Genomic DNA, 26,382 nt, shown 5'->3' with positions numbered 1-26,382 from the left:
GGAGAGATAGGGCCACACACAGTGTGGCCCTGAGAACTACCCACGCCGCTCAAACGCAAGCAGCTCTCGCACATCGATCAGAACTTGGCGCGAACACCCAATGTGTAACGCGGCTCATAGGCATTCTGCCAAGCCTTCTGATCTTCCCACTGGAGGTAGTATTCCTCCGTTTCTCCTGTGAGATTGGAGCCATTAAGATAAACAGTGACGTCGTCATTGATATCGTAACTAACCGAAGCATCAACATAGGCAGTAGGGGCTTGCATCAGCGTCAGGCCTTGCGTTCCCCAAACCTGGTTAAATGCCACCACTCGCTCACTGCGATAGTTGTAGGCCAAGCGAGCCTGCAGTTGCTCCCCCTCGTACCAACCCACGAAGTTGGCCAGTCGCTCGGAGTTGTCAGCGAATGGAAGATCTTCACCGTCAATATCCTTATTGCCTGAGTCGCTCGGCGAGTAGGTATAGTTCGCATCCACACCAAAGTTACTCCAGACACCGGGCAGGAAGTCGAATGCCTGCTTGAAGGAAAGCTCGACACCCGAGAGCTCACCACCATCACCCTGAACATTGGTCTGGACATCGGTAGAGCGACGCACTACACCATCCTGATCCGGAAGGTCCATGGACACAGAGCCACGCTCGATGAAGCTCTCGATATCAACCAGGAACAAACCGGCACTGACCATACCGGAGCCAATGTAGTACTCGAGTGACAGGTCGAAGTTATCCGCACGCCACGGATCCAGATCCGGGTTGCCGTTGGAGCTCGCAGAAATAACTTCAAATACACCGGTATCCGAATTGATGGCGTAAGTTGGCGAAAGTCCGCCACCCCACTGCTCCAGATTCAGGGGCGACATGGTTTTTGCGTAGGCGGCACGCAGTTTGAGATCTTCACGCAGTTCAAATGCCAGGTTCAGGGACGGCAATACATCGGTGTAGGATCGATCCGTCACAAATTCACCGCCATCCACTTCCGGGGCACCGTAATCCCGCGACGCGCCAACGATACGCTGACCTACCTCCAGATCAGTCTGCACTACACGCACACCAAAGTTACCGGTTACCGGTACGCCAACCTCTGCAGCAAAGTTGGCCTGCACATAGGCGGAGGTTTCCTGCAGGTTCACAGCGTAGGACTGCCCCGGGATGATGCCGCGCTCATTGTTTGGGTAGAGGGAGTTGTGAAACGCAACCACATTGTCCATGGCTTCCGGGTTCAGTGCGTAGACTCCGGGGATACCGGTTGCACCGCCAAAGTCCGTCACCCACTGGACATCACTGCCAAAGGAGGAGAGCGGAATCGGCCTACCAGCCGTGTAGAAAGTACCACTGCCATCACCGAAGGAGCACGAGCTGCCACCCATGACTACGTCGGCAGCCTTCCAGCGCACCAGGCAGCCATCGTCGCCTATCGGGGCCAGCAGATGGTATTGCTCGTTTTCAGCATCCCGATCCGAGTAACGCACACCGCCATCCACTGACTGGAGGAAGCCGCCATCGTCAAAATTGAAGGTGCCATCAAAGCGCGCAACGGTCATTTCCCCTTCGCGCTCGTAGTTATTTTCTGAAGACAGAGCGCCCACCGCGTAGCCATCCAGGTTACTCACCAGATCAGGAACACCGCTCCAGCGGGGCGCGCTGCCGCGGTAGTCCACCACGATACTCTGGAATGGGTCGGAGTATCCGCCTGGGTTACTGGCTTGGGCGCCTCCCGGATAGTTCGGGAACTGGGTACCCCACTGGCTGCCATCCGCCATGTCGATGTCCATGTAGCTGTTGAGATTGCCCTGCTCTGCACGTCCGTGGACCAATCGGGCACCGCCGGTAAAGGCACCACCATTGTCGTAATTGAGTTCAATATTGATATTACTGGACTCAGAGACCGTTCCTTTCACCTCTGAGTAGGACTTCAGACGGCGGCCATCTGCCTGATAAACCTGAGTCGTTTGAATACCATCCGCACCCTCACTGGACACCAGCGGCGTAGCCCAGCCCCACTGCTGCCACTTGTCCGAAATGGCAATACCTGCGCGACGGTCTTTTTCATCCATATCGGTAAAGAAGAAGTCGGCAGCCAGGTCAAAACCATTCCCGAGGTCGGCCTGGAAGGAACCGTTAAGACCAAAACGTTCGCGCTCGGCAAACTGGTTGTAGGCAGTGTGCCCCTGATAGGCAATAAAGCGATCATCGAGGTCGCCGTCGCCATTCACATCAGTGCCTTTATAGTTCCAGTTGTCAGTCTCACTGCCCGCTTCGGGAGGCATACCGGACCAACCCGCATCGGAACCGCCACCGGCCATGCCGTTGTAGTAGTTCGCCAGATTTACATTGGCGAGGGACGCGGACAACAACACCCCAACCTGCTCGTTATTCCATGCAAACAACCCGGAGATGGAGCTGTCGGTTTCGCCGGAATCACGGCCAGTCTGCCCTTCAGCAGCAAAGGAAGTAGTGGTTCCACTGTCAAAATCCATCGGGCGATGAGTACGCAGATTCACCATACCGGTAATCCCGCCGGAGAGTTTTGAGGCGGTCGGTGATTTATGCACATCCGCACCGGCAAACAGCGGTGCAGGGATATCATTAAAGTTCGGCTGCACCGTGGTTACCGAGCCGGCTCCGAGGTAGGACTCGCCATTAAGGGTGGTCATCACCTGAGGCATACCGCGTACGTTGATGGCCCCGCCCTCACCGGCAGAGCGACGAATCTGAACACCGGTGATACGCTGCAGTGAGTCGGAGATGGTGACATCCGGCAGTTTGCCGATGTCTTCCGCTACGATAGAGTCCACGATGGAGGAAGCATTGCGCTTGGTATTGATCGCGGTCTCCTGAGACATGCGAATCCCTTGCACCACCACTTCTTCTAGTGCTTCGCTCCCCTCCTGTGCAAACGCGGACTGAGCGCCCAGCAAGCCATAGGCCGCAACACTAGTGGCCAAAAGCGCCTGAGCGAACGGAAGTTTTTTTGCCAGCATTTTGTTTCCCTCATTTATTATCTTGTTGTTTCATCGCGCGCTAGACGCGAAACAGGACACGCTTACCTACATCCTGCCTCCATTGCGACCGGGACAGGCCCGCAATGTAACCGGTTACACTCGCCTGAAAATAAAACAGGTGTTCTTTTTGAACAACCATGTAACCGGTTTCATTAAGACTATTACAAGCTCTTTTTGTGTGCAACCCTTTTTACCACTGCACCAGCAAAAAGCAAAATACTGCGCCACAGTTATACGTATAAGGCCCACGCAACCAAGAATAAGGAATACTCATTCATCCTGAATTTGATGCACTCTCGAACTACTCAACCAGGTTCCATGTCGGCTTTGTTTCGAGCACAAGAGTAGGGCGAGCGTTTTGCAGATAGCCAAATAAAGCCCCAGTTCCGCGCATAAATTCGTTACAAAACCTGCGCCAATACGTGTAACCGGTTACACAATCTGTTCCAATACTAGCCAAGAACCCCTATCGAGCCGTGCGCACAGCGCCGCGCCGATAGTTGAAGAACGGCGCAACCGGTCATTTGAAAACAGGAGCCAGCCCATGACGCACCCCGCTTCCACCCTGCAATGGCAACAGTTACAGGAGGCCCATGCTCGCCTCAAGCACACCACGCTGAACAGCCTGTTTGCCGCATCACCTCAGCGCGCCGAGAAGATGACCCTCAGCGCCGCCGGCCTGACCCTCGACTACAGCAAAAACCGCATTGATGGCCCCGCGCTTACCGCCCTGGAATCACTGGCGAAAGACCAGCAACTACCGAAAAAAATTGCCGCCATGTTCCGCGGTGACGCCATCAATTACACCGAGCAGCGCCAGGTATTGCACACTCTGCTGCGGAGCCCACGCGCAGACCTTGAGGATGAGCAACGACAGATCCGAGCTGCGCGGGGGAAGATGACCGGTTTCGCCAATGCATTGCACCGGGAAGAGATCCGGGGCATCACCGGTAAGCCGCTGACCAACATTATCAATATTGGTATCGGGGGTTCGCATCTGGGACCGGCCATGGCAAGTCTTGCACTCAAGCCCTATCACATGCCCGGCATCCGTGTGTATTTCGTCTCCAATGTCGACGCCAGTGACCTGATCGAAAAACTGCGCGATGCCGACCCGGAATCCACGCTATTCATCGTCGCCTCGAAAACCTTCACCACCCAGGAAACCCTGGCCAACGCCAATACGGCCCGCAACTGGCTGCAGCAGGAAACCGGCAATAAAGGTGCGGTAGCCAAGCACTTTGCCGCAGTAAGTACAGCCACAGATCGTATCGCCGAATTTGGAATTTCTACGGATTACACCTTTCCCATGTGGGATTGGGTGGGTGGGCGGTACTCCATCTGGTCCGCCATCGGCCTGCCGTTGATGCTGGCCATTGGCAGTGAACGGTTTGCAGAATTTCTCGATGGCGCGGCGGCCATGGACAACCATTTCCAGCAGGCGCCGCTGGCGGAAAACATGCCGGTACTGCTGGCCTTACTGGGCTTCTGGTATCAGAACTTCTGGAATGCCGACACTCTCGCCCTGCTGCCCTATGACCACTATCTGCGGGAATTCCCCAGCTATGTCCAGCAACTGGATATGGAGAGTAATGGCAAATCTGTCCACATGGATGGGGAACATTTCCCGCAGCCCGCATCCCCGATTATCTGGGGGACCGAGGGTACCAACGGTCAACACTCTTTTCACCAGTTGCTGCACCAGGGCAACCTGCTGGTGCCGGTGGACTTTATCCTGCCACTGAAAAGCCACAATCCCACCGGCAATCACCAGGACCTGCTCGTGGCCAACTGCCTCGGCCAGAGCCGTGCGCTGATGGTGGGGAAAAACCTGCAGCAGGCTCGTGAAGAGCTGCTTTCGGGCGGAGTGGATCCTCTGCGAGCCGAAGCATTAGCACCGCACAAGGTGATGCCCGGCAACCGTCCCAGCAACACACTACTGATGGATCAACTCTCCCCCGCGACACTCGGTGCGCTGATCGCGCTGTATGAGCACAAGGTATTTGTTCAGAGCGCACTCTGGGACATCAATGCATTCGACCAGTGGGGCGTAGAACTGGGCAAGCAGATCTGCAACGACCTCCTACCGCAAATTGCCACCAGCGATGACTGCCAGCGCTTTGATACCAGCACCAACGCCCTGCTCGCCCGCTACAAGTCCGCGCGCAATACGGGGTGATTTATTTTTCCGCCAGCCGTGAAAATCTATGAGAACAAGTTCAAAGAGAGAAAACCCATGAAAATAAAAAAACTTTCTTTTCAGATAAAAAAAGCCGGTATCAGCCAACTCGCCACTATTGCCCTGTGCACTCTCGCCCTCAGCGCTTGCAATGCGGAGCTGGACAACACAGCGCCAAGCCCATTTGTGCAGGTGGAAAACGGAAGGTTCGAACTGAATGGCGCGCCCTACCATTACGCGGGCGCCAACTACTGGTACGGTGCCTACCTGGCGGCCACCGATAAGCCACGTCTGATCCGAGAGCTGGACCTGATGCGCGCGCGCGGTATCACCAACCTGCGAGTACTGGCACTTTCTGAAGCGAGCGCACTCTCCCGCAGTGTTTCCCCCGCGGTCATTACCACTCCGGAGCAGTACACCGCAGAACTGCAACAGGGGCTGGATATTCTGCTGGCGGAAATGGCGGCGCGGGATATGAAGGCGGTGCTGTATCTCACCAACTTCTGGCAGTGGTCCGGCGGCATGTCCCAGTACTTGGTGTGGCATCAGGACGCCGAACTGGATGATCCGGATGTCAGCGGAAAGTGGGATGAATACATTGAAAACACTACGGATTTTTATCGCTGTGCGCCCTGCCAGACGCAGTATCTTGACGCCGCCAGTAACCTGATCGAACGTACCAATAGCGTTACCAGTAACGTATACAGAAACGACCCCACCATCATGGCCTGGCAACTCGCTAATGAACCGCGCTCCGGTGGAGCCAACTACAACCCAGAGCGCGCTACCGACTATATCCGCTGGGTACGCGAATCCGCTGCAGCCATCAAATCCATGGCGCCTAGTCAGCTGGTGAGCAGTGGCAGCGAAGGCCTGGCAGGTAGTCAAGAACAAGCTGAGGTCTATTTGAAAGCCCACGATACCCCTGCCATCGACTATCTCACCGTGCACCTATGGGTAAAAAACTGGGGCTGGTTTGATGCGAGGAAACCGGAACAGACCTACGACAATGCACTGGAAAATGCCACACGCTACCTCGACACGCATGTTCAGATCGCCAGCGATCTGAACAAACCGCTGGTACTGGAAGAGTTTGGTGTAGAGCGGGATGGCGGCAGCTTTTCGCCGGAGAGCGGCACCACCTACCGGGATAAATTCCTCACGGCTATTTATACCCGTATCGAGCAGGATGTTACCAGTGGCGGCCCCTTTGCGGGCTCCAATTTCTGGACTTTCAGCGGCTACGGCCGCAGCGGAAATTCAGAGTATCAGTGGCAACCGGGCAATGACTTTCTCGGTGATCCACCCCAGGAACCTCAGGGACTGAACTCGGTATTTGATAGCGACATCAGCACACTGGAAATCATCCAGTCACATGCAGACACGATTGGTGCGGCCGCGACGGAACAACAGGTTTCAATACCGTAGTGATCTGACCGAATAACGAAACGCAGTTGGAGTAAGCGCCTCAGTGTATCCTGAGGCGCTTTTTACTATTATCGATTGCGGTAATGAACGTCCGGAGACGAGCTTACTGCGGGCAGATACTTGCCGATACACAGCTCTGATTATCTTCCCAGCCCCATCCACCTACGTCGTTGTTGCACATAGGCCAGACACGGCCATCGCTCCAGGTATTCACAGTGCTTCCGCCCGGGCAAATACTGTTGGATACACAACTCTGATTGTTTTCCCAACCCCAGCCGCCGGCATCGGTCTCACACATCGGCCACACGGTACCATCACTCCAGGTGCACTAGTCATCGCCGTTTCCGCCTCCTGAACTCGAGGAACTTGAAGAGCTGGAGGAACTGGAGCTGCCACCAGAACTGCTACCACCGGTATACACGCTAGCAATCTGTGAGGTTTCACGAATACCGTTATTACCGTCGATCAAGCGACTGCCCCAGCTACTCAGGTTTCCGGCATCAAAATTCAATGCAATATCCAGATCCGCACAACAGCTACCATTGCCGGACCAGGACCAGCCCAGATAGCCAAAGCCATATTGTTGCGCATGAAGTTCTGCCAGCTCTGTCCCCAGTTGCCCGCGCCGATCATCAGGGTGTACTGCAGGCCACCATTGCGCAGCGCCTGGATGGCACTCTTGGTGTCATTAACATAGGTGGACTCCGCCACATTATTGCCAAAGGGTTCGTTGGCAATACTGATGATGACAAAGTCTTCCTCCCCTGAATCACCGGCAGAATATCGGACGACAGCCAGTAGTTGGTGGCGTTGGTGATATGGGTTGCAGTCCCCTGCTCCGGGTAACCCGTTGAGTCATGCACTTCGAGCACACAGATCAGCCTGTTCGACTTACACAGGCCAATAATGTTCTGCAATTCATCGCCATTACTCCGGGTCCACTGGGTACCATTGCTCAGTACGACACGCACGGTATTTGCATCAGTGCCCGCGATATTGGAAAAGGAGCTACTCTCTCCGGCATACCAGGTATACGCGTGATTGATACCGCGCATAACAAATACAGTGCCATTCCCGCCCAGCAGGTTGCGACCGGCTACCTGGATGCCAGCAAAGGCACTCAGTGTCGCTGTGGCCATAACCACGGAAAGTAATAACTAAATCAACTTACTTCGCTTGAACATTTTAGTTCTCCACTCCATTTGAGAACCGTACAGCAGGCTATAAACTCGATTTTTTAGAACTGCTTTTAGGTGGGCATAATCGGTCAGGTTTTTGTTGAATTATTTTTGGCTCCTGAAAGGCAGGAGAATACTGCCACACGATGAAACCGGTTACCAATAACTGGTGCTGCGATCTGTTTTTTTGCATTGCTTAGCACGCGATAGCGGCTAATTAAGACCTACCGCACAATGAGGAATTCAGCAGAAAGACAAAAAAACCGCTGCGAGAAACCCGCAGCGGTAAAAAAAGAGACCGACGAGAAAGGTCTCAAGAGATGAGAGGTCCACAACCTCGAGCATTCTTGCGAATACTCATTATCTCCGCGATTCCGACTCAAACCTGACGTCGGGCCCACGGAAATTTCTGTGCGAGAAAATTACTTTTCGTTCTTTCCGCAGAATTTTTCGATATTGGAAGGGGCTGATTCCCCGCTCCCATTCACTGCCGTCAAGCGATAACTGAAACAAAGCGCACCAGGTACTTCCGTTTCCCGATACAGGTCCGTGGCCGCAGGATCCCAGTCATTTTTCGCATCGATCAGCTGGTCTGCATAGAGGTTCCAGCTTTGTCCATCGTCGGACGAACGATACAGCCGGTAGGATTTGGCGGTAGGCGATCCCATCCAGTTGATCGCACCGGTGTCCGCAACCGGGTGCAGCCAGGGCGCTTCCGGTGCCGGCCAGGATTGGCTCAGGGCTTCGGCGCGTTCGTTGCCACTTACCTTGGCCTGAACCGCACGTATCAGCTCGATAACATCAGGCTCCTGATTGCTCTCATTTACCGCAAAACCCGGCAGGTGATAGCTCATATGGCCATCGGACTCGTAGTGCCAGTAAAAACCACCCGCCTCACGATGTCCGCGATAACCCCACACAAGGGCACCAGCCACGGCGGGCTCATCGACCCAGGCATCCGTAACCGCGCGGATGGTTTCAATAGGTTGCAATCCGTATTCGCCGATAAATAAAGGCTTGTTGAACTTTCGCGACAGTGCGGCCTGTTTGCGCACAACCTCCGGCGACATATAACCGCCGTAAAAATGGTTGGACTGCAGATCCACATTAGGGTCAAGTAAGCCGAGAAATTCTCCGCTTTCGATATCCGCAGATCCCGGCGGATGGGTGTAGTCCGCCTGCTGATCGCCATCGACCACCAACTGGTTCGGTGCGAGACGCTTAAACAAAGCCGCGGTCTGCGCGAGAAACTCCTTGTTGGTTCCACGCAGTTCATTACCGGTTTCCCATGCCATAATGGCTTTTTCTTCCCGGTATTCCCGGCCAGTGCAGGTATTCTTGCGGGTTAGTAGCTGCTCGATGACGGAGGTGTAGGCCGCAAAGGTTTTGCTATCTACATCGTATAACGGGCCGTCTTCCTTGGTATCACCATCCCCCTCGCCAACCATATTGGCCAGTTCATGCTTACCGCCCCACCAGCTCCAGTGGTCGATGACGGGCACAATCAGGCGCAAGCCGTACTTATCTGCCAAATACACCATGCGGTCATAAACCTGCATTGCGGATTCATCCAGTTCGATGGCGCCGGTCTGTGGATTTTTGACGATATGTGCCGGCATATTTGCACGCACATCCTGTGGCAGTTCGATATCGTCCACCGATAGGGTGTAGATCCGCGTAATACTGTGGCCGCTGTAAACCAGTGCCTTGATCCAGTTGGCCTGCTCTCGCGCCGTAGGCCAGCGGAAGTGATCGGACTTGCCTATGGTGCTGCCCTTTGAGGCCACATCGTCTTCGATGCGATGCAGTTCGGTGGCGTGCAGGCCGATAAAGCGCACCGGCTTGTCGCCATCAAGTAACTGGATTCCATCGCGACGGATAAAATGTTCGAAGCCGGTAAACGCTTCGACCTGTTCCGAACCGCCAGACAACCCAGGAACCTGACAGTGTTCGGGCAGCGAATCGCTGACGGACTTTTCACAGCCACTCACCGTCAAAGCGGTCAGAAGCGCAGCTATGAGACTATGCAATGGTTTCACGAACAGCCTCCTCCTGTATTTTTTCACCGGATTCCTGATGAACCAAACGTACAAGGCGTTGACTCACTTCCATCATGGCGCGCCCATTGTGATAGGGACCTTTCCAAAATCCAAGCTTGTAGCGCTGATCGCCCTTATTGGCGCGATCCAGAGATGCGTGATACAGCCATTCACCATCGTCGTGATCAATCTGGAAGGACTTCACGTACTTCCACACAGCTTCAAACGCTCGGGCGTAGTCATCGCTACCGGTAACTTCCCACATGTTCAAGAATCCCACCAGCGCTTCTGCCTGCACCCACCATTCGGAGTCCAACTGGCGTGCGCGGGTTTTAAAATCAAAGTGATCCAAGACCTGGCCACGCTCGCCAATACCCTCGCGCAAACAGGATTCTCCCAGCGCGCGCGCCAGCGGCATGTAACGGGCCTCTAACGCATGATCACCGAGCACTTCCAGCGCTTCCGTCAGCAGCCAACTGCCTTCAATATCGTGACCGTAGGAATAACCACCTGAAATATCCTGCCACTCCATGTCCAGGAAGAGGCGCAGATGACCATTCTCTCCGTTGACGATGTAATCGCAGAACCACTCGATACTCGCACGCAGTGCCGCAGCCACCTCTTCTGTGGGTAGCGCGCGATAGAGGCCAGTATAGGCTTCCAGTACGTGCAGGTGGTTGTTCATGGTTTTCGGTGCGTTGAGATCTTTTTCACTCAGACGAAAATCCGAAACCGGGCTCCAGTCACGGGCTACCGCTTCCACATAGCCACCCCACGTGCGATCCACACAGTGGGTTTCGATCGTGCGGAAATACGCCAGTGCTTTGTCCAGCGCCTGCGCATTGCCGGTCAATCGGTAAAAGCTGGCAAAACCGTAAATACAAAACGCCTGGGCATAGGTCTGCTTTTTCGCCTCGCGCACCTGGCCGCGATAATCCAGCGACCAGAAGGCGCCGCCGTGCTCGGCATCATCGAAATACTGCACGAAGTAGTCAAAAGCGCGCTGGGCCAGCGCAATTGCTTCCACATCGGATTCACCCTGCGCGCGATGGTGCAAACCCAGTTCGCTGAAAAACCACAGGATGCGCGCATTCAGCACCACACCCTTGTCCGCTTGTGCATGGGGGATGTTGTACACGCTGACTTCGCCGAGAAATCCACCGTGCTCTTCATCCAGCGAGTGGTCCCGCCACCAGCGGGCGATATCCTTAAGCTGATGATCAAACTCGGGGATCAGTTTTGTCAGTACGTGTTGTTGCGTGCGCTGCGCTTGCGGCGCCACTGCTTCCAGGCTTTCCATCCGGGTATCCATCTCGCGCTCCATGACTTACAAATCCCTGAGTACCGCAGCATTGCGTTCGATCAGATCGATACGAGTCTGCACGGAAGTCGCGGAGCGCAATTCGTCTTCCGGGGTATTCACGCAGTAATCCACCAGCTGCTCAACGGAACTGGTCGCCACGTGCAAACGGGTATCGGAGGAGGCATAGTAGAGGTATACCTTGCCCTGCTCTTCGATCCAGCCGTTGCTGAATACCACGTTGGAAACGTCACCAAGGCGCTCACTGCCTTCCGGCGCAATCAGGTGGCCGGCGGGACGGTGGGTCACTTTCCACGGGCGGTCGAGATCGGTCATGAACATGTACAGCACGTAGCGCAGACCGGCGGCGGTATTGCGCACACCGTGAGCCAGGTGCAGCCACCCCTTGTCGGTTTTGATCGGCGCCGGGCCCTGGCCGTTTTTCACTTCCTTGATGGTGTGATACACCTTAGTGTCCACCAGCGTTTCGTTCAGGACTTCGGCATTTTCCATGGACTCGGTAAGGCCCCAACCGATGCCGCCACCACTGCCAACGCTGATAAAACCATCCTGAGGACGGGTGTACAGCGCATATTTCCCATCGACAAATTCAGGGTGCAGTACCACGTTACGCTGCTGACCACTGTGGGTAATCAGATCCGGCAGACGCTCCCAGGTTTTCAGATCCTTGGTGCGCGCGATACCGCACTGGGCTTCCGCCGCAGAAATGTCATTCGGCTGTTCGAGATCTTTGCGCTCGGTGCAGAAAAGACCGTAAATCCAGCCGTCTTCGTGCTGAGTGAGACGCATATCGTAAACATTGGTATCCGGGTTTTCAGTTTCCGGCATCACCACCGGCTTGTCCCAGAAACGGAAACCATCCACGCCATTATCGCTTTCGGCGATGGCGAAGAACGATTTTCGGTCGACGCCTTCCACCCGAACAGCCAACAAATATTTGTCACCCAGTTTGAGGGCACCGGAGTTGAACGCGGCGTTTATGCCCAGGCGCTCCATCAGAAATGGATTGCTGGATTCGTTCAGATCGTAACGCCAGTCTACCGGGATATGGTGGCGGGTGATTACCGGATTTTCCCAGCGCTGGTAAATACCGTTGCCGCCTTCTGCTGGTTGATTTTTCTGGTCAAGCAGTGTGTTCTGTTGTGCGATCAAGGCACGCACATTGTCGAGGTACTGAGTCATAAAGTGCCTGTACGTCTTATTACTTTTACAGCGGCGGCGCCGCCTCCCCAAATCTCTTTGCGCTCATAGCTTGTTATCCGTTCACGAGCGGGCCGCGTTGTTCGCCAGCGAAAGGTTTCTCCGCATCGCTGTGCTCGTCCGTCGCTTGGTCCGGGTCATTGCGCAAGTGGCGATACCAGTTGCGCCACAGAAACAAACTGGTGGCGACAATTACGGCTATGGCGACTACGAATTCCGGCCAGCGGCGAATCACCAGGAAGATAGGTGCAGCGGTCAGCGCCGTGTGCCACAGAATGCCCACGCCACAGTTGATCAAGTCGCGCACACAATCGCGGTTAGCCTGCAGCTCTGGGCGCTCTTCCTGCAGAGCGCGGTGCACAGGCTTCCAGAAGCCCCAAGGACGGGTTTTGAAGTAGAACGCTTTTAAGGTTTCCATATCGTCCGGCTTGGTCAGCAGAGAGCCAGCAACACTGGCGGTCACACACAGGGCGAACAACCAGGGGAAGGCGTAAAGTGGCGACAGGTCGGTAAACATCAACGGGATGGCTGCGGCGAGGCCAGCGAGCATGCCGTAGAAGTAGCCAAAGCCATTCATTCGCCACCAGTACCACTTAAGAATATTCGCCGCGGTGTAACCACCGTAGAGTGCACTTACGATCCACAGGATGATGTCGTTCAAGGACGGCGCAAACAGGCCGATGGCGGTACCCAGCACCACGAATAGAATGGAAACCACATAGCTCATGCGCATGTAAGTTTTTTCACTGCCGTTCGGGTTGAAATAGCGCTTGTAGACGTCGTTGACTACATAGGCCGGCGCCGAATTGGTGGTGGCGGCAAACGTTGACATAAAGGTGGCGAGTAAACCGGCAACCACCAAGCCAAGTAACCCCTGGGGCACATAGTTAGCCAGAGCAAATGGCAATATCTGTTCAAAGTCCACATCGCCACCCATCGCTCGCAGGTCGTCGGTGAAGAACACCAGCGCCAGAATGGTGAGGCCAGTAATCATCATGTAGCGTGGAAACAGCAGCACCAGGTTGACCAGCCAGCTCATTTTCGCCGCTTCCACCGGGGTGCGCGCGGAGAGAATACGCTGCATATCGTAATTGGGCGCGGGCCCCGCCATGCTCTGCAAAATGCCTTTCAGCAACACCAGCACGAAGAACACGGAGAAGAACGACCAGCCATCATCGATGATGCGCTGATTCGCGCTCTCCAGAATGCCGCTCCAGTCGAGCCCCAGAGTGTGGCCGACTCCCATGCTGTACCAGCCCGCGGGCACCGCGGCTTCCAGCATTTCCGGGGACACTTGATACATGGCGATCAGGCCGATGGCGATACACGCAATGGTCATCACCACAAACTGCATCACCTCGGTCAGCACCACACTGAACATACCGCCCTTCACCACATACACGGCAGTGATTGCGGTGAGAATCAGGCCGTAGCAGATTTCATTGGTATGTGGATCGGCGGCCAGTTGCCAGGGCATAAAGGCGGCCGCGAATTTGCCGATGCCCACAAAGCCATAGGCCAGATAGCCGAGCACCACCAATAACGCAAAGGCCACAATAATCAGATGGGAAAGCTCCGCACCGCGCCCTTCGCCAAAGCGGAAGCGGATCCACGCTGCACCGGTCATCACGCCAGAGCGACGCAACCAAAGGGACAGGAACACCATCAGGAAGATCTGGTTAAATGCGGGCCAGAGCCAGGGAATATAGATACTCTTCAGTCCGTAAATAAACAGTAGGTACACCATCCACATGGTGCCGGAGATATCGAACTGGCCGGAGGCATTGGACAGCCCCAGGTAGTACCACGGCAGCTTGTTACCACCGAGAAAGTAACTCTGAATATTTTTCGAGGCGCGACGGGATACCCAAAAGCCGATAAACAGCGTTGCAAGCAGGTATAACCCGATGACCATCAGGTCGATTGGTGCGAGATTCATGTGTAACTCTTCTCTCTGGATCGCCTGGCACCGCTGAGTCCGGTTCGTGGCTCTGGGCGGTGCTCGTTATTGTTGTAGTCGCAGACTGGCCAAATGCCGTCGCAACTTGCTTCCATCAGTATTTTTTATAGCGGAAGCCCTACCGAGTTTCATAGGAAATACGCCTTCGAGGCGACCTCCATAAAACCCAATGTAACCGGTTACACATCAATTTACTAGAGCTTGCTCCAGAATTCCGGTAACTTTTCCGGCAGAATTTGCGACTCAGACGTCCATAAACGTCGCCGCCAAACGGGCAAAAGAACGGTCGAGATGCCTCGCAGCAGTCCGTCTCCAGCGAAAGTCGCAGTGAATCTCTCAACGAAGCAAAAGCATGTCGAATATTAGGGAAGTCTCCCGGGTGGCCGGTGTCTCCATCGCCACGGTATCCCGGGCCCTCAGTAACCCGGAAAAGGTGTCGGAAGCGGCACTGAAGAAGGTCAACGACGCCATCAAGAAGGTGGGCTACCGCCCAAATATGATGGCGCGAAACTTCCGCGCAGTGCGCGCCTACTCCATCGTGGTGCTGGTTCCGAACCTCTCCAACCTGTTCTTCGCCACGGTGATCCGGGGCATCGAAGACGCCGCCCAGCAAAAGGGCTACAGTGTGCTGCTGGGCGATACCCGCGACTCCAGCGCGCGGGAAGAAGAATACATCCGCCTGGTGGAAACACGACAGGCTGACGGCATTCTGCAGCTGCGCCCACACACGCCAGGTAAATCCCTGGAGCCCAAAGTGGCCATCCCCATGGTGTCCGCGTGCGGCTGTGAAAACACCCCCTACCCCTCGGTGCGGATCGACAATGCCGGCGCCGCGCGTGAGATCGTCGATTATCTGATTGGCCAGGGCCACCGCCGCATCGGTGTACTCTCCGGCCTAGTGGACAACCCCCACGCCATCGACCGCCTGCGCGGTTACAGGGAGGCGCTCGCAGCGGCGGGTATCCCGCTCGACCCGGATCTGCAGGTGAATGGCGATTTCACCCTGGGCTCCGGACTGATGGCGGCAAGCCACTTTGCACGCATGAAAGATCGCCCTACTGCCATCTTTTCGATGAACGATGAAATGGCCATCGGCTGCCTGCAAGGGCTCAAGTCAGCGGGCATCAAGGTCCCACAGGAAATGTCAGTGACCGGCTTCGACGATATCGAATTCGCCCGCTACAGTGACCCGCCCCTCACCACCGTTGCGCAACCGGCGGAAGAACTGGGGCGCGTGGGCTTTCAGACCCTGTTGGAGCTGATCGAAGGCAAGGATCTGGGCAATGCGGAAACGGTGCTCCCGTACGAGTTCGTGGTGCGCAAGAGCACGCCCACTCTGAAGCGCTGACCCGATTTCTGCAGCCTGCGCGCAGGGCGGCTGACAGCCGCCCTTCCTGCCTCTCTCACGTCCTTCCCACTCGCTTTTACCTCCTTTCCACCCACCAAATAACACAAGCCACTGAATCCAGCGCTCCGCTCCCGCTCTTCCATTACCGCACATCGTTGTAACCGGTTACATCATGGCGCATAATAATCCGCAAATCCGGTTCGATCTGGCTAAACTCAAGAATAACTTGTAACCGGTTTCACCATTCAATAGAAGTGACTCAAGAACAACAAACCATGCTTAACGACCTCACTAAATGGGCCGACCACCTGACCCACTGGATGTCGCGCTCTGCTCTCCCCCTGTGGCTGGAGCAGGGTTTCGACCCGGCTACCGGCAGCGCCCACGAGCGCCTCGACGACAAGGGCCATGCCGATCTCGCTTGCCCTAAACGAGTAAGGGTACAGGCCCGGCAGATGTTCGTGCTGGCCTGTGCACAGCAGCGCGGCTGGATCAGTGACGGCGCCACGCGCGTGGAACGACTGGAGGCATTCACCAGCCGCTTTGCCACTCACCCTCAGGCTCCGGACGTCTTCGTGCACGTATTGAGCGCGGACAACGAAATCTCCGACGCGCGCCAAGACGTCTACGATATGGCGTTCTTTCTGCTGGCCTGCGCATGGCGCTTCCGCGCATTTGGCGACGCCACCGCACTGCGTAAAGCAGATGCGCTGACCCGGCACCTGGACAACTACATCAAGGGGCCACGAGGTGGCTGGCTGGAAGGGGATTACGACAGCAAGGCGCGCCGCCAGAACCCCCACATGCATCTGTTTGAAGCCTTTATCGCGCTCTACGATGCCACCCGCGATGGCCGCTGGCTGGCCCGTGCCGGTGAAATTTTCACTCTGTTTGAAAACTGCTTCTACGACGCCGAACACGGTGTGCTGCTGGAATACTTTCACCAAGACTGGCGCCCGCTCACAAGCGAGGAGGGCCAAGAAGTAGAGCCCGGCCACATGCTGGAGTGGGTGTGGCTGCTGCACCAGTACAGCCGCCGCAGCGGCGCCCCGGTGCGCCGCTACACCCATTGCCTGTATCAGAACGCCATCAATCATGGCCTCGAATCCCACACCGGGCTTCTCTACGACGCCATCGCCCTCGACGGCACGCCACTCAAAACCACCAAGCGCTGTTGGCCGCTGACCGAGCTGATCAAGGCCAGCCTTTGCCAGGCGGAAGCGGGACAAGATCTGGCCGAAACCCAGGCCGCGCGCGCCATCCAGACCCTGTTCAAATACTATTTTTCCAACGAAATTCCCGGCCTCTATATCGATCAGCTGGATGGAGCTAACCAGATTCTCAATGGCCAGGCCCCTGCCAGCACCTTGTACCACCTAATGGTGGCCACCACCGAAGCGGCGGATTACGCCGCGGCCAAGCGACTGAAAATGCGAGCAGAACATGCCTCAAGCCTGTGAGACCAATACTGACTACCCCGTTACCGCCTTCAAAGCCTACGACGTGCGCGGCCAGGTACCGGAAGAATTGAACGAAACCATCGCCTGGCGCATTGGCTACGGCTTTGCACGGCTGCTGAATGCGCGCAATCTTGTGGTGGGCCACGATATCCGTCTGAGCAGCCCCGCGCTGACTCAGGCAGTGGTCGAAGGCATCTGTGCTGCCGGCTGTAACGCGGTAAATATTGGCCAGTGCGGCACCGAAGAAATCTATTTCGCGACCTTTGCCGGGCTGGCCACCGAACAGCCCGACGGTAGTGATTCCGGCGAAACCTTCGACGGCGGGCTGTGTATTACCGCCAGCCACAACCCGGCCAACTACAACGGCATCAAGCTGGTTCAGGCGGGCGCGGCGCCGCTGTCCGGCGACTGCGATCTGGAGAATTTGAAAGCGCTCGTTGCCAGCGCGGAAATGACACCGGTAGCGAAATCCGGAGCGGCCAGTGAACGTAACTTTAAAAGCGAGTACGACGCACACCTGATGCAGTGGATCGACACCGCTAAACTGCGCCCACTGCGTATCGTGGTCAACGCCGGCAACGGCGGCGCGGGCAATATCGTCAATCGGCTGGAATCCAAGCTCCCGTTCGAATTTATCAAACTCAATCACCAGCCGGACGGCCATTTCCCCAAGGGTGTACCAAATCCCCTGCTGCTGGAAAACCGCGAGGAAACCGCACGCGCAGTGATCGAACACAAGGCCGACCTGGGGATCGCCTGGGATGGCGACTTTGACCGCTGCTTCTTCTTCGATGAGCAGGGTCGCTTTGTGGACGGCTATTATCTGGTGGGCCTACTCGCGCAGATTCTGCTACAGAAATCCCCCGGCGCCACCATCGTGCACGACCCGCGCCTCTACTGGAATACTCGCGCAGTGGTGGAAGCCGCCGGCGGCACCAGCAAGATATCCAAAACCGGCCATGCGTTTATCAAACAGGTTATGCGCGCTGAAGATGCCGTCTACGGTGGCGAGATGAGTGCACACCACTACTTCCGCGACTTCGCCTACTGCGACAACGGCAGCATCCCCTGGCTACTGATTTGCGAATATCTGAGCGCCGAGAACCAGTCGCTTTCCGCGCTGGTAGCGGAAATGCAGCAGGCCTACCCCTGCTCCGATGAAATCAATCGCAGCGTGGAAAATCCCCGCGCCATCCTGCAGAAAATCCACTCCCACTTTGACGGACAGCAGACCGCCACAGAAACCCTCGATGGACTGGGACTGGACTTCGATGAGTGGCGAGTAAACATTCGCCAATCCAATACCGAACCGCTGTTACGGTTGAATTTGGAAACCCGCGCGGACGCGGATCTACTAAGAAAACAGACCGAAGCGCTGCTCGCACTTATCGAAAGCTGACCTTCTATTTGAAGCCAATCTTTTAACAAGCCGTTCCTCTCGTCGATCGTTCTTGTCTTTTCATACCGCAGCCAGCCTGCGGTTTTTTTTGCCGGTAAAAATCACAGGCAAAAAAAGAGCCCTGAGAAGGGCTCAAATCAATACACGAAATGTGCGACGAGAAAAGTAGACGGGATTGCACCGCCTCAAATGCGTCACCTCGGGACGGAAGTAACCCGGGATGACAGTTCGGCTTGCGCCGAAATTGATACCCGGCAATGACGTTGCCGGGCTTCCCAATTGGGCAGCTTAGGTTAAAAACGGCCGATCAGACCCAGCAGGAATACACGATCCAGTTGCTGGAACTGCAGTACACGCTCTTCGATATCCACGTATGACTGTAGATTCTCCTCGGTCAGGTTCAGACCTTCGAGGGTGACCTTCAAGTTGTCGTTGATCTCGTAGCCGAGGGAGAAATCCAGCTGACCGTAGTCTTTGGAATACTCGGAGCGACCGCCAGAACCCCGCGCGGCGAGCAGTGCGTCATCACGCCAGTTGTAGGCGAGACGCGCGCCGAAGCCGGACTTTTCAAAGAACAGAATGGCATTGGCACTGTGTTCGGAGAGCTGCGGTACCGGCATACTATCCGGAGTTTCACTATCCACAAAGGTGTAGTTCAGCAAGGTGCCGAAGCCCTCCAGCGGGCCGGAGAACATCTGCTGGTAGGAGAGCTCCGCACCACGCACTTCACCGCTCTCGTTCACCGCCATACGACCGTTGTACTGTACCTCTTCAATCACACCATCTTCGTTGGGTGTGCGGCCGGGGCCCATAAAGGTCACGCTGTAGTCATGGGTGATAAAGCTGTTGATGTCTTTGTAAAACAGAGCACCGGACAACATGGAACCTTCGCTGAAGTACCACTCCAGGGAGGTATCAAACTGATTCGCGCGGTATGGATCCAGATCCGGATTGCCGATAATGCCCTGGCGGGAAGTAATGCTGGTAATGAAAACCCCAGAGGTCAGATCCGTCAGATCCGGGCGCGCCATCACCTTTGAGGCAGCGGTACGCCACTTCAGATCGTCGGTGATATCCCAATTAATGGTCGCACTTGGCAGTACATCGTTGTATTCCCGCGTCAGGGTATTCGCGATGTAGTCTTCCTCGTTGTAGACGGGAACAAATAGGAATTCCGAGCTGACACCTTCACGCACCGAGTAGTTGGTAGATGCCGTTTCGGTGCCCACCAAGCGCACACCGATATTACCGCTGACAACGCCACTGTCACTTTCGAAATTCACCTTGGCGTACACCGCCTGGGTGTCTTCATCCACCCTGTAGTCGTTGATTTTGTCGGATACCGGGTACATACCCCAGATGTCCGCCAGATCCTGGATTGGGTCGCCGTACGCAGATGGATTACCGGAAATCCATTGGCGAGGAATATTGCCGCTGATTTTTTCCAGGAAGCTGCCGTCATTCACACTCACGGCGTTCAGAATTTCATGAGACTGGATATAAACTGAATTGGCATCTTCCACTCCCAGACGCTGGTCAGTGACCACGCTGCAGGTTTCATCAGTGCATTCTTCCTGCCAGTGGGTGCCCATGCCCTGATGCACTTCGCGCTCGTTGCCGCGGGTCGCGACACGCACGCCGAACTCAACCTGATTGAAATTCAGCGCGCCCAGGCTGCTGTCCAGGTTGTAATCGAAGTCCAGCGCCACCGCGCCGTAGTCACTGGTGAATCTATCTTGCCACAGGCTGACAAAGGCTACGGCATAGCTGTAGGGGTCAGTCAGGTAATCTGCATTCGGATCGTTCGGATTGGCAGCGCTCAGGGTTGGGTCGAGAGTCAGGCTGCCGGCACCGCCGCCAGAGAGGTCATAGCCCCAGCGCACATTCTCGGCACAAGGCACTTCCAGCCCGGTATTCGGATCCACCGGGCGCGGGTCGCGCCAGCCGCAGTTCACGTTGCCGTAGCTGCCTTTCAGGTCCTGACGCAGCCAGATGCTGTCGAACTTGGATTTGCCTCCGGACACATTCGCAGCAACAGTCCAGTCGTCATTCCACCAGCTACCGCCGAAACTGAAGTTGCGGTTTTGCACATCGCGGTGTGCAGACTGGCCGCCCATACGCTGGGAGTTGCCATTGTTGTTCCAGCTGATCGGCGTAAAGCCGCCGGATAGTAGGGTTACTTCGCCATCCACCGCATTGATACTTCCGGATTCAATGCCAGCCACGGAGGGGGCATCGCCGGTGGCGGTGAATTGGCCGAGGGTAAACGGCATGATGGACTCATCCAGAATCACACCGGTGTGCGGCCAATCTATATCGCGAATGGCATAGGTCAGTACACTGGCCTGCTGCTCTTCTTCGTAATCGCTGGCGATTACATCGGCGTACAGACTGACGTTTTCAGACGGGTTGTACTGCAACGCTAGGTTTACACCGAGGCGATCACGGTAAATGGTTTTCTGTTGCAGCTCGATTTCCTGTGGTGCGATCACCTGACTGAGATTGCCAGTCTCGGCATCGTAGTGCATCAGTGTTGGGAACCAACCACCATTTTCAGTAGCAACATTGTTGCCAGTACCGTCGTCGGCCCAGCCCATGTTACGCCAGCAATAGGGCGCGCAGACGGAAGCCGGATCCTGCTCCGCGTGCCACCAGACGTTTTCATTCCACGCCTGTAATGAGCCGGCATTGGAGTTCCAGTCTTCGAAAGACAGACCATCCCAGTTGCGATAATCGATGGAATCGTTGCGGCTGACGCTTTCGCCTTGGGTCACATTCAGCAGCACGCCGAATTTATCGTCCCAGTTATTGCCGATCAGAAAGGAGTAGCGCTCGGTAGGCTCTTCGGTAAGTTCGGAATAAGAAGCCTTGGTGGAGGCCGCCAGCTGCAGGCCATCACTGTCCAGCGGCTTGCGGGTTTTCATATCCACGGTAGCACCAATGGCGCCCTCGATACGGTCAGCAGACGGCGATTTGATCACCTCCATGCTGGACAGCAGTTCTGCCGGAATATCTTCCAGGGTGGCGTTGCGGCGCACGCTGGAGCGGAAGCCCGGCTGGGACGGAGTGCCCAGATAGGAGACACCATTCATCTCCATATTTACCTGGGACATACCGCGCACCTGGATCTCGGAACCTTCACCGTCGCGGGTGGAGATCTGTACACCGGTTACGCGCTGAAGCGCGCGCGCGGCGTTTTCATCCGGCAGTTTGCCGATGTCTTCCGCAGAAATTATATCCACGATGGCAGTAGCGTTACGCTTCTTGTCGACGCTGTCACGCAGCGCCTTACGGATGCCGTAAACGGTAATTTCCTCCAGCGAAGCATCATACTGGCTGGCGTCTCCTTCTTCGGCTTGTGTTTGCGCCTGCGCCAACGGCACAACCGCACTCAGTGCCAGGGTGCTCACCAAACCTAGGGGCAGAAGCTTCAAGTACTCTCTCTTCATCACGAATACCTTGTTATCGTTATTTGGTGAATTGAGCGCCAGATACCGCTGTGACGCACCCATTTCCGGTCAATATTTGATCTCCACCCAACCAAATGTAACCGGTTTCATTTTACTTTCAAAAAAATCCCCGCTTTCGGGGTGTCATCAATCTTGACAGTGGCACATCGCTTATGCAACCGGTTTCACAAAAAGCCAAATGATCAGATGCCGACGCCCATAAAATGGGAAATTATTCCCTCTAACGACAAAACTCACCAAATTTCCTTCAGCAAAATGTGCTGAATGAGGATGACTGTTTTAGCATCTTTGATCTCCCCGGACGCCAGCATGTCCCTGGCCCGAGACAATGGCAGCTCCAGCACTTCGATATATTCCTGCTCGGAATCCAGTCCACCACCGGTGCCTGTACGCATGGCATCGGAGCACTCGGCTATATAGAAGTGCAATTTCTCCGTCACCGAACCCGGCGACATATACAGCTCAAACACCTTTTCCGCAGCGGAAATTTTGTAACCGGTTTCTTCCCAGGCCTCACGAATAACGCATTCGAGGGGATCCTGATCCTCCATCGCACCGGCGCAGGCCTCCACCATCATCCCGGAGCGGTTACCGTTCAGAAAGGTCGGCAGGCGGAATTGCGAGGTCAGTACCACCGTCTGCTTTTCACGATTGAACAGCAGTATTACGGCACCGTCGCCACGATCATAGACCTCACGGTCTTGCAGCTCCCACTTCCCCTCTCCAGACAAGTACTCAAAAGTGTACTTTTCAAATCGAGACCAACTCTTACAGAGCAACTCACTTTTTAAATTTCTCACCTTTTCCTGCATGTGTGCTATAAATCCCCCCAATAATGTCTCTAACACTCGCTCGCAACTAGATTAAACCAGCGACAAACATCCTTTCCATCTTTTTTACCCTGCCCGTCGAAGAATTCCACTCCATTTAAACAGACAAGCAGCAGAGTCCTACAAAAAGGATCTAAATGGAGTTAATGCAAATGAGGCTTAGCACTTCGCATGTGTCGCCACGATATGTATCCAAAAACTGGCAATTTCCAACCTTCGTTGCAACGGGGACATAAGAGTGCCCGATAAATACGGCATCAATCCCTTCAATATTAAATGGTTGGATAATATCTCGACTTACGCTCTCGACTCTGTCTATTCGATCTAGAAACATTCTCATATATTCGAATCGAGTTCTTTTTCGCGGCCCTAGATCCAAAACATCGTGGTATAAGTGCTTTACTAATGACCGCCCCCATAACAAGGCGTTAGCCACCTCTGCGATTTTGGGAGCGGCGAATGTTGCTCCGGCCAACCAAGCATCATCGACACCCTTTAACAACTCCACAACCTTTGGCCAACTACTTTCAGGGACATCTGCATGTATAAGGCCTACTCGTTGCGCATAAGTATCTAGCTCAATTGCCCAAGGCCAGCTGCATACTTTGTCTACAATTGCTTCCTGCGCTTTATCCGAAAGCCGATAAAACCACTCACCACCATTTGATTGATGCAAGTTCACAGCATCGGGATTTTGGTGCGCAGCAATCATCATCGCCTCATGATTGCCTAGGACGCTGAAGTAGGTGTGATTATCGATTAACTGAATTAATGCGGAACTGTCCGGGCCTCGATCGATGATATCGCCAAGAAAGAAAAGGCGATCTAATCCAGGCGAAAAATCGACATCCTCTAACTGGGACTGCAATTGATTTAAGTGTCCGTGAACATCGCCGACTACGAAGTCCCTACCACTGGGGTTTTGCTCAACCTGCAAATATGTAGTCATTGCACCATCATAGGCTTACAAGTCAGAATCGAATACTAAATAAACATGCGAGTAGTGCAGCTATGTATACGCGCTCCAATAGGCAGCGAGCACCAAGGACTCGAATCCCTGCCACATCACCCTTGGTAAGAACCGGGCACCTCGATCTTGACCCCCCAAAAAAATTGGCAAGCCACCCACTTTAAGCTATGACTTTCCGGTCATTTCTTGGAGTTTCTTTAGAAGCTTTTTTTGCTCCTCTTCATCTAGTTCATCAAGCTGACATACAAGCTCAGCCATAACATCCGACTCACAAAAGAAATAGGCAACAGGAACACCCAGCTCCTCACTTAGGCGCTCGAGAGTCTGGTAATCCGGGGTGTGTCGCCCCTTCTCGTAGTGGGTCATGCGGCTACTGGCTGAGCGATGCTCAAAGCCCAAACGCTCTCCGAGCTCCTGCTGAGTGAGCTCAAGAGCTTCGCGCGCCTGCCGAAGGCGCATAGGAAGCGGCGATTGATTGTCCAAAATTTAAACATCTTATCGAGTCTCTGGGCCCCTGATTGTCCTAGTATATTGGCTTCAGGTATACTTAGGAATCCTAAGTAGGGCTATTACCGCCTACAACCTAATTGATTTAACCATCGACACTCTTCTGGATGAACAGACCAAAGATCAACTCAGAGCTCCTGAAACTCCTAAAATCAGGTGAGTTTGACGTATTTACCTGCCCGGCGCTGACGAGCGCTTACTTTGACCTGCCTAGCTGTAAGAACACGAGTAAAAAGGGGGCGAACAAGTTAATCAGCCGACATGTGAAACTGCTTTTATCCGAGAGCTTTGCGGAGCGCGTATCGGCAAAAAACACTCGGCCAATATCCTACCGATTGACAAAAAAATTCTATCAAAATCACGGCCATACAGATCAGAAAGTCTCAGATGTAGGCGAAGTAAAAAGTAAGTTCACGAGTGAGCTTAAAGACCGAATGCGCAACTACAAGATCGAAATACTCGAGGCAGTTGGCGAAGTTGAAGAATATGAAGAAATTTCTTTAGCATCTCCTGAAAATCTTACTGAAATTAAAGAGTTGTATAGGCAAGCGCGCGACCGATACTCAAGGACTCACGGTAAAATTAAAGCTTTAGAAAAAATGCTTGCAACAATTGAACAGGCTCATTAATGCACCTCCGAAAATGGCAAATAGAGTGTATTGAACAGTGCATTTCAAATTTTTCAAAAGGCGAAAAACACTTTCTGTGCCTGGCAACACCAGGCGCAGGAAAAACAACTATGGCATCGACCCTAGCCAGAAAACTACTTGAAGAAAATTATATCGATATGGTGATGTGCTTCTCACCATCAGTAGTAGTGGCAGCCGATTTTAAGGCGGAGTTAGAAGCTAAAACAGGTAAGACACTGAACGGACTACTTGGCTCTATAGGATTCTCGGTCACGTATCAATCGATGTTGTCACTTGAGCCGCATTTTTGGTCTCTCTTAAAGAGGTATAGAACTCTAGTAATATTCGATGAAATCCATCATTGCGCTGGTACCGGTGTTCCAGGGGAACCCACTCTCGCAAACGCCTGGGGCTCTAAAGTAATAAGTAACATTCAAGGAGAAGCTGCTTACACAATCGCACTTACCGGAACACCCTGGAGATCAGATCAGTTGCCGATTGTACTAGCAAATTACAATCGAAAAAGTGGACTAGTGAAATGTGACTATAGCTATGGTTTGACTCAGGCAATAAAGGACAATGTTTGCAGACTCCCGCAGTTTACAATCATAGATAACGACAACGTCGGATATATACATGATAAAACCAGCACCTACTATCAATCATTCAGCGAACTATTAAATGAATCAAACTGTAGTTACCAAAAGCTCCTAGAGAGTAAAGATTTAATACAATACTGTCTCAGTAAAGCCACTAAAAAACTAGATAGCTTACGGCGAAAAAATGAATTTGCAGGGGGACTCATTGTTTCGACATCAGTTTCTCATGCCAATCAAATTCACAGGATTCTATTAGATAAATTCGGGGAAAATGCTGATATTGTCACGCATAAAGACATAGACGCACCTAAAAAGATCAGAGAATTCAAACACAGTGATCGAAAGTGGATCATATCGGTTGGAATGATCAGCGAAGGCACAAATATTCCGAGGCTGCAGGTTTGCTGTCATTTGACAAGAGTAAAAACTGAGCTCTACTTTCGTCAGATTTTAGGAAGAATTCTTCGGTCTCACGGTAAACATTCAGAAATCGGATACATGTTCGTTCCTGCGGAACCAACACTCATTGAATACGCTAACAGCGTAAAAAACGACACTCCTTCATATCCAGCAATTGAAGATCAAGTAGCAAAAGAGGAAAACACCAGCTACTCTCTTGAGGATATAACTGTTGATGACAAAAATAGCGAGAAAATAAGAAAGCAGGAGGAGATTATTTTAGGTAAATTCTCTCATCATAGACCTGAGCCCTTTGATGATGAAAACTTCACACCCTTAAAAACGAAGTTATCTATAGAGTATTTAGACAACATACAGGTGAATGGAAATTTCATCCATAAAGACATTAGAATTGACCTTTAAGACTCTTTAAATTTTTCGTTAGCTTCCGCTCGCCCTGGCTT

18 protein-coding genes and 1 pseudogene are annotated in these 26,382 nt (G+C 53.9%); 7 read left to right on the top strand and 12 right to left on the bottom strand.

Translation table 11 applies throughout. The features are described 5' to 3' along the window. Window positions 1–77: 77 nt before the first annotated feature. The gene (locus ACONT6_RS00790; protein ID WP_428820005.1) at window positions 78–2,981 is read right to left on the bottom strand and encodes a TonB-dependent receptor; all 2,904 of its coding nucleotides are present in this window, start codon (window positions 2,979–2,981) and stop codon (window positions 78–80) included. Between the two features lie 565 nt (window positions 2,982–3,546). On the opposite strand from ACONT6_RS00790, the gene pgi reads away from it, so the two are divergent. Both pgi and ACONT6_RS00780 read left to right on the top strand, forming a co-directional pair. Beyond that, complete coding sequence (pgi, locus tag ACONT6_RS00785; protein ID WP_428820004.1) at window positions 3,547–5,181, top strand: glucose-6-phosphate isomerase; 1,635 nt, start codon at window positions 3,547–3,549, stop codon at window positions 5,179–5,181. A 57-nt stretch (window positions 5,182–5,238) separates the two neighbouring features. Continuing rightward, window positions 5,239–6,609, top strand: coding sequence for a glycoside hydrolase 5 family protein (locus tag ACONT6_RS00780; protein ID WP_428820003.1), 1,371 nt, complete (start codon window positions 5,239–5,241; stop codon window positions 6,607–6,609). Between the two features lie 103 nt (window positions 6,610–6,712). Here ACONT6_RS00780 and ACONT6_RS00775 read toward each other — a convergent pair. The 7 genes and pseudogenes from ACONT6_RS00775 to ACONT6_RS00745 form a co-directional block, all read right to left on the bottom strand. Next, window positions 6,713–6,919, bottom strand: a pseudogene (locus ACONT6_RS00775) (carbohydrate-binding domain-containing protein); the annotation flags it as partial. Between the two features lie 18 nt (window positions 6,920–6,937). After that, window positions 6,938–7,120, bottom strand: coding sequence for a hypothetical protein (locus ACONT6_RS00770; protein ID WP_428820002.1), 183 nt, complete (start codon window positions 7,118–7,120; stop codon window positions 6,938–6,940). Continuing rightward, window positions 7,117–7,407: a cellulase family glycosylhydrolase gene (locus ACONT6_RS00765; protein WP_428821533.1), complete on the bottom strand. Its 291-nt coding sequence runs from the start codon at window positions 7,405–7,407 to the stop codon at window positions 7,117–7,119. The genes ACONT6_RS00770 and ACONT6_RS00765 overlap by 4 nt, the downstream gene beginning before the upstream one ends. A gap of 802 nt (window positions 7,408–8,209) precedes the next feature. Continuing rightward, entirely contained in the window at window positions 8,210–9,826 is a 1,617-nt protein-coding gene (locus tag ACONT6_RS00760) for a beta-mannanase man5E (protein ID WP_428820001.1), read from the bottom strand. Further along, window positions 9,810–11,138 carry an AGE family epimerase/isomerase gene (locus ACONT6_RS00755; protein WP_428820000.1) on the bottom strand — a complete coding sequence of 443 codons (1,329 nt, stop codon included), beginning with the start codon at window positions 11,136–11,138 and terminating at the stop codon, window positions 9,810–9,812. Before ACONT6_RS00755 ends, ACONT6_RS00760 begins: the two co-directional genes overlap by 17 nt. A 15-nt stretch (window positions 11,139–11,153) precedes the next feature. Next, the gene (locus ACONT6_RS00750) at window positions 11,154–12,329 is read right to left on the bottom strand and encodes a glycoside hydrolase family 130 protein (RefSeq protein WP_428819999.1); all 1,176 of its coding nucleotides are present in this window, start codon (window positions 12,327–12,329) and stop codon (window positions 11,154–11,156) included. A 73-nt stretch (window positions 12,330–12,402) separates the two neighbouring features. After that, complete coding sequence (locus tag ACONT6_RS00745; protein ID WP_428819998.1) at window positions 12,403–14,286, bottom strand: sodium:solute symporter family protein; 1,884 nt, start codon at window positions 14,284–14,286, stop codon at window positions 12,403–12,405. Between the two features lie 373 nt (window positions 14,287–14,659). Between ACONT6_RS00745 and ACONT6_RS00740 the strand changes: the two genes are divergently transcribed. From ACONT6_RS00740 to ACONT6_RS00730, 3 genes are all read left to right on the top strand, one after another. Next, window positions 14,660–15,655: a LacI family DNA-binding transcriptional regulator gene (locus tag ACONT6_RS00740; protein ID WP_428819997.1), complete on the top strand. Its 996-nt coding sequence runs from the start codon at window positions 14,660–14,662 to the stop codon at window positions 15,653–15,655. Between the two features lie 275 nt (window positions 15,656–15,930). After that, a complete protein-coding gene (locus tag ACONT6_RS00735) occupies window positions 15,931–17,115 on the top strand; it encodes an AGE family epimerase/isomerase (protein ID WP_428819996.1) in 1,185 nt (394 codons plus the stop codon). Next, complete coding sequence (locus ACONT6_RS00730) at window positions 17,099–18,514, top strand: phosphomannomutase (RefSeq protein ID WP_428819995.1); 1,416 nt, start codon at window positions 17,099–17,101, stop codon at window positions 18,512–18,514. The genes ACONT6_RS00735 and ACONT6_RS00730 overlap by 17 nt, the downstream gene beginning before the upstream one ends. A 293-nt stretch (window positions 18,515–18,807) precedes the next feature. On the opposite strand, the gene ACONT6_RS00725 is transcribed toward ACONT6_RS00730, so the two are convergent. The 4 genes from ACONT6_RS00725 to ACONT6_RS00710 all read right to left on the bottom strand — a co-directional run bounded on the left by ACONT6_RS00725 (window position 18,808) and on the right by ACONT6_RS00710 (window position 24,267). After that, window positions 18,808–21,963: a TonB-dependent receptor gene (locus tag ACONT6_RS00725; RefSeq protein ID WP_428819994.1), complete on the bottom strand. Its 3,156-nt coding sequence runs from the start codon at window positions 21,961–21,963 to the stop codon at window positions 18,808–18,810. 254 nt (window positions 21,964–22,217) lie between these two features. Continuing rightward, entirely contained in the window at window positions 22,218–22,796 is a 579-nt protein-coding gene (locus tag ACONT6_RS00720; RefSeq protein WP_428819993.1) for an NUDIX domain-containing protein, read from the bottom strand. Between the two features lie 151 nt (window positions 22,797–22,947). Continuing rightward, complete coding sequence (locus ACONT6_RS00715; RefSeq protein WP_428819992.1) at window positions 22,948–23,763, bottom strand: metallophosphoesterase; 816 nt, start codon at window positions 23,761–23,763, stop codon at window positions 22,948–22,950. Window positions 23,764–23,949: 186 nt separating this feature from the next. Further along, window positions 23,950–24,267 carry a helix-turn-helix domain-containing protein gene (locus ACONT6_RS00710; protein WP_428819991.1) on the bottom strand — a complete coding sequence of 106 codons (318 nt, stop codon included), beginning with the start codon at window positions 24,265–24,267 and terminating at the stop codon, window positions 23,950–23,952. A 131-nt stretch (window positions 24,268–24,398) separates the two neighbouring features. On the opposite strand from ACONT6_RS00710, the gene ACONT6_RS00705 reads away from it, so the two are divergent. Then, the gene (locus ACONT6_RS00705; RefSeq protein ID WP_428819990.1) at window positions 24,399–24,920 is read left to right on the top strand and encodes a hypothetical protein; all 522 of its coding nucleotides are present in this window, start codon (window positions 24,399–24,401) and stop codon (window positions 24,918–24,920) included. Next, window positions 24,920–26,341 carry a DEAD/DEAH box helicase gene (locus ACONT6_RS00700; protein WP_428819989.1) on the top strand — a complete coding sequence of 474 codons (1,422 nt, stop codon included), beginning with the start codon at window positions 24,920–24,922 and terminating at the stop codon, window positions 26,339–26,341. Before ACONT6_RS00705 ends, ACONT6_RS00700 begins: the two co-directional genes overlap by 1 nt. Window positions 26,342–26,382 lie beyond the last annotated feature (41 nt).

Source organism: Microbulbifer sp. MCCC 1A16149 (assembly GCF_050368945.1).
GTDB lineage: Bacteria > Pseudomonadota > Gammaproteobacteria > Pseudomonadales > Cellvibrionaceae > Microbulbifer.
The sequence above is the reverse complement of the archived record's forward strand: the minus strand, read 5'-3'. Positions and strand labels throughout refer to the sequence as shown.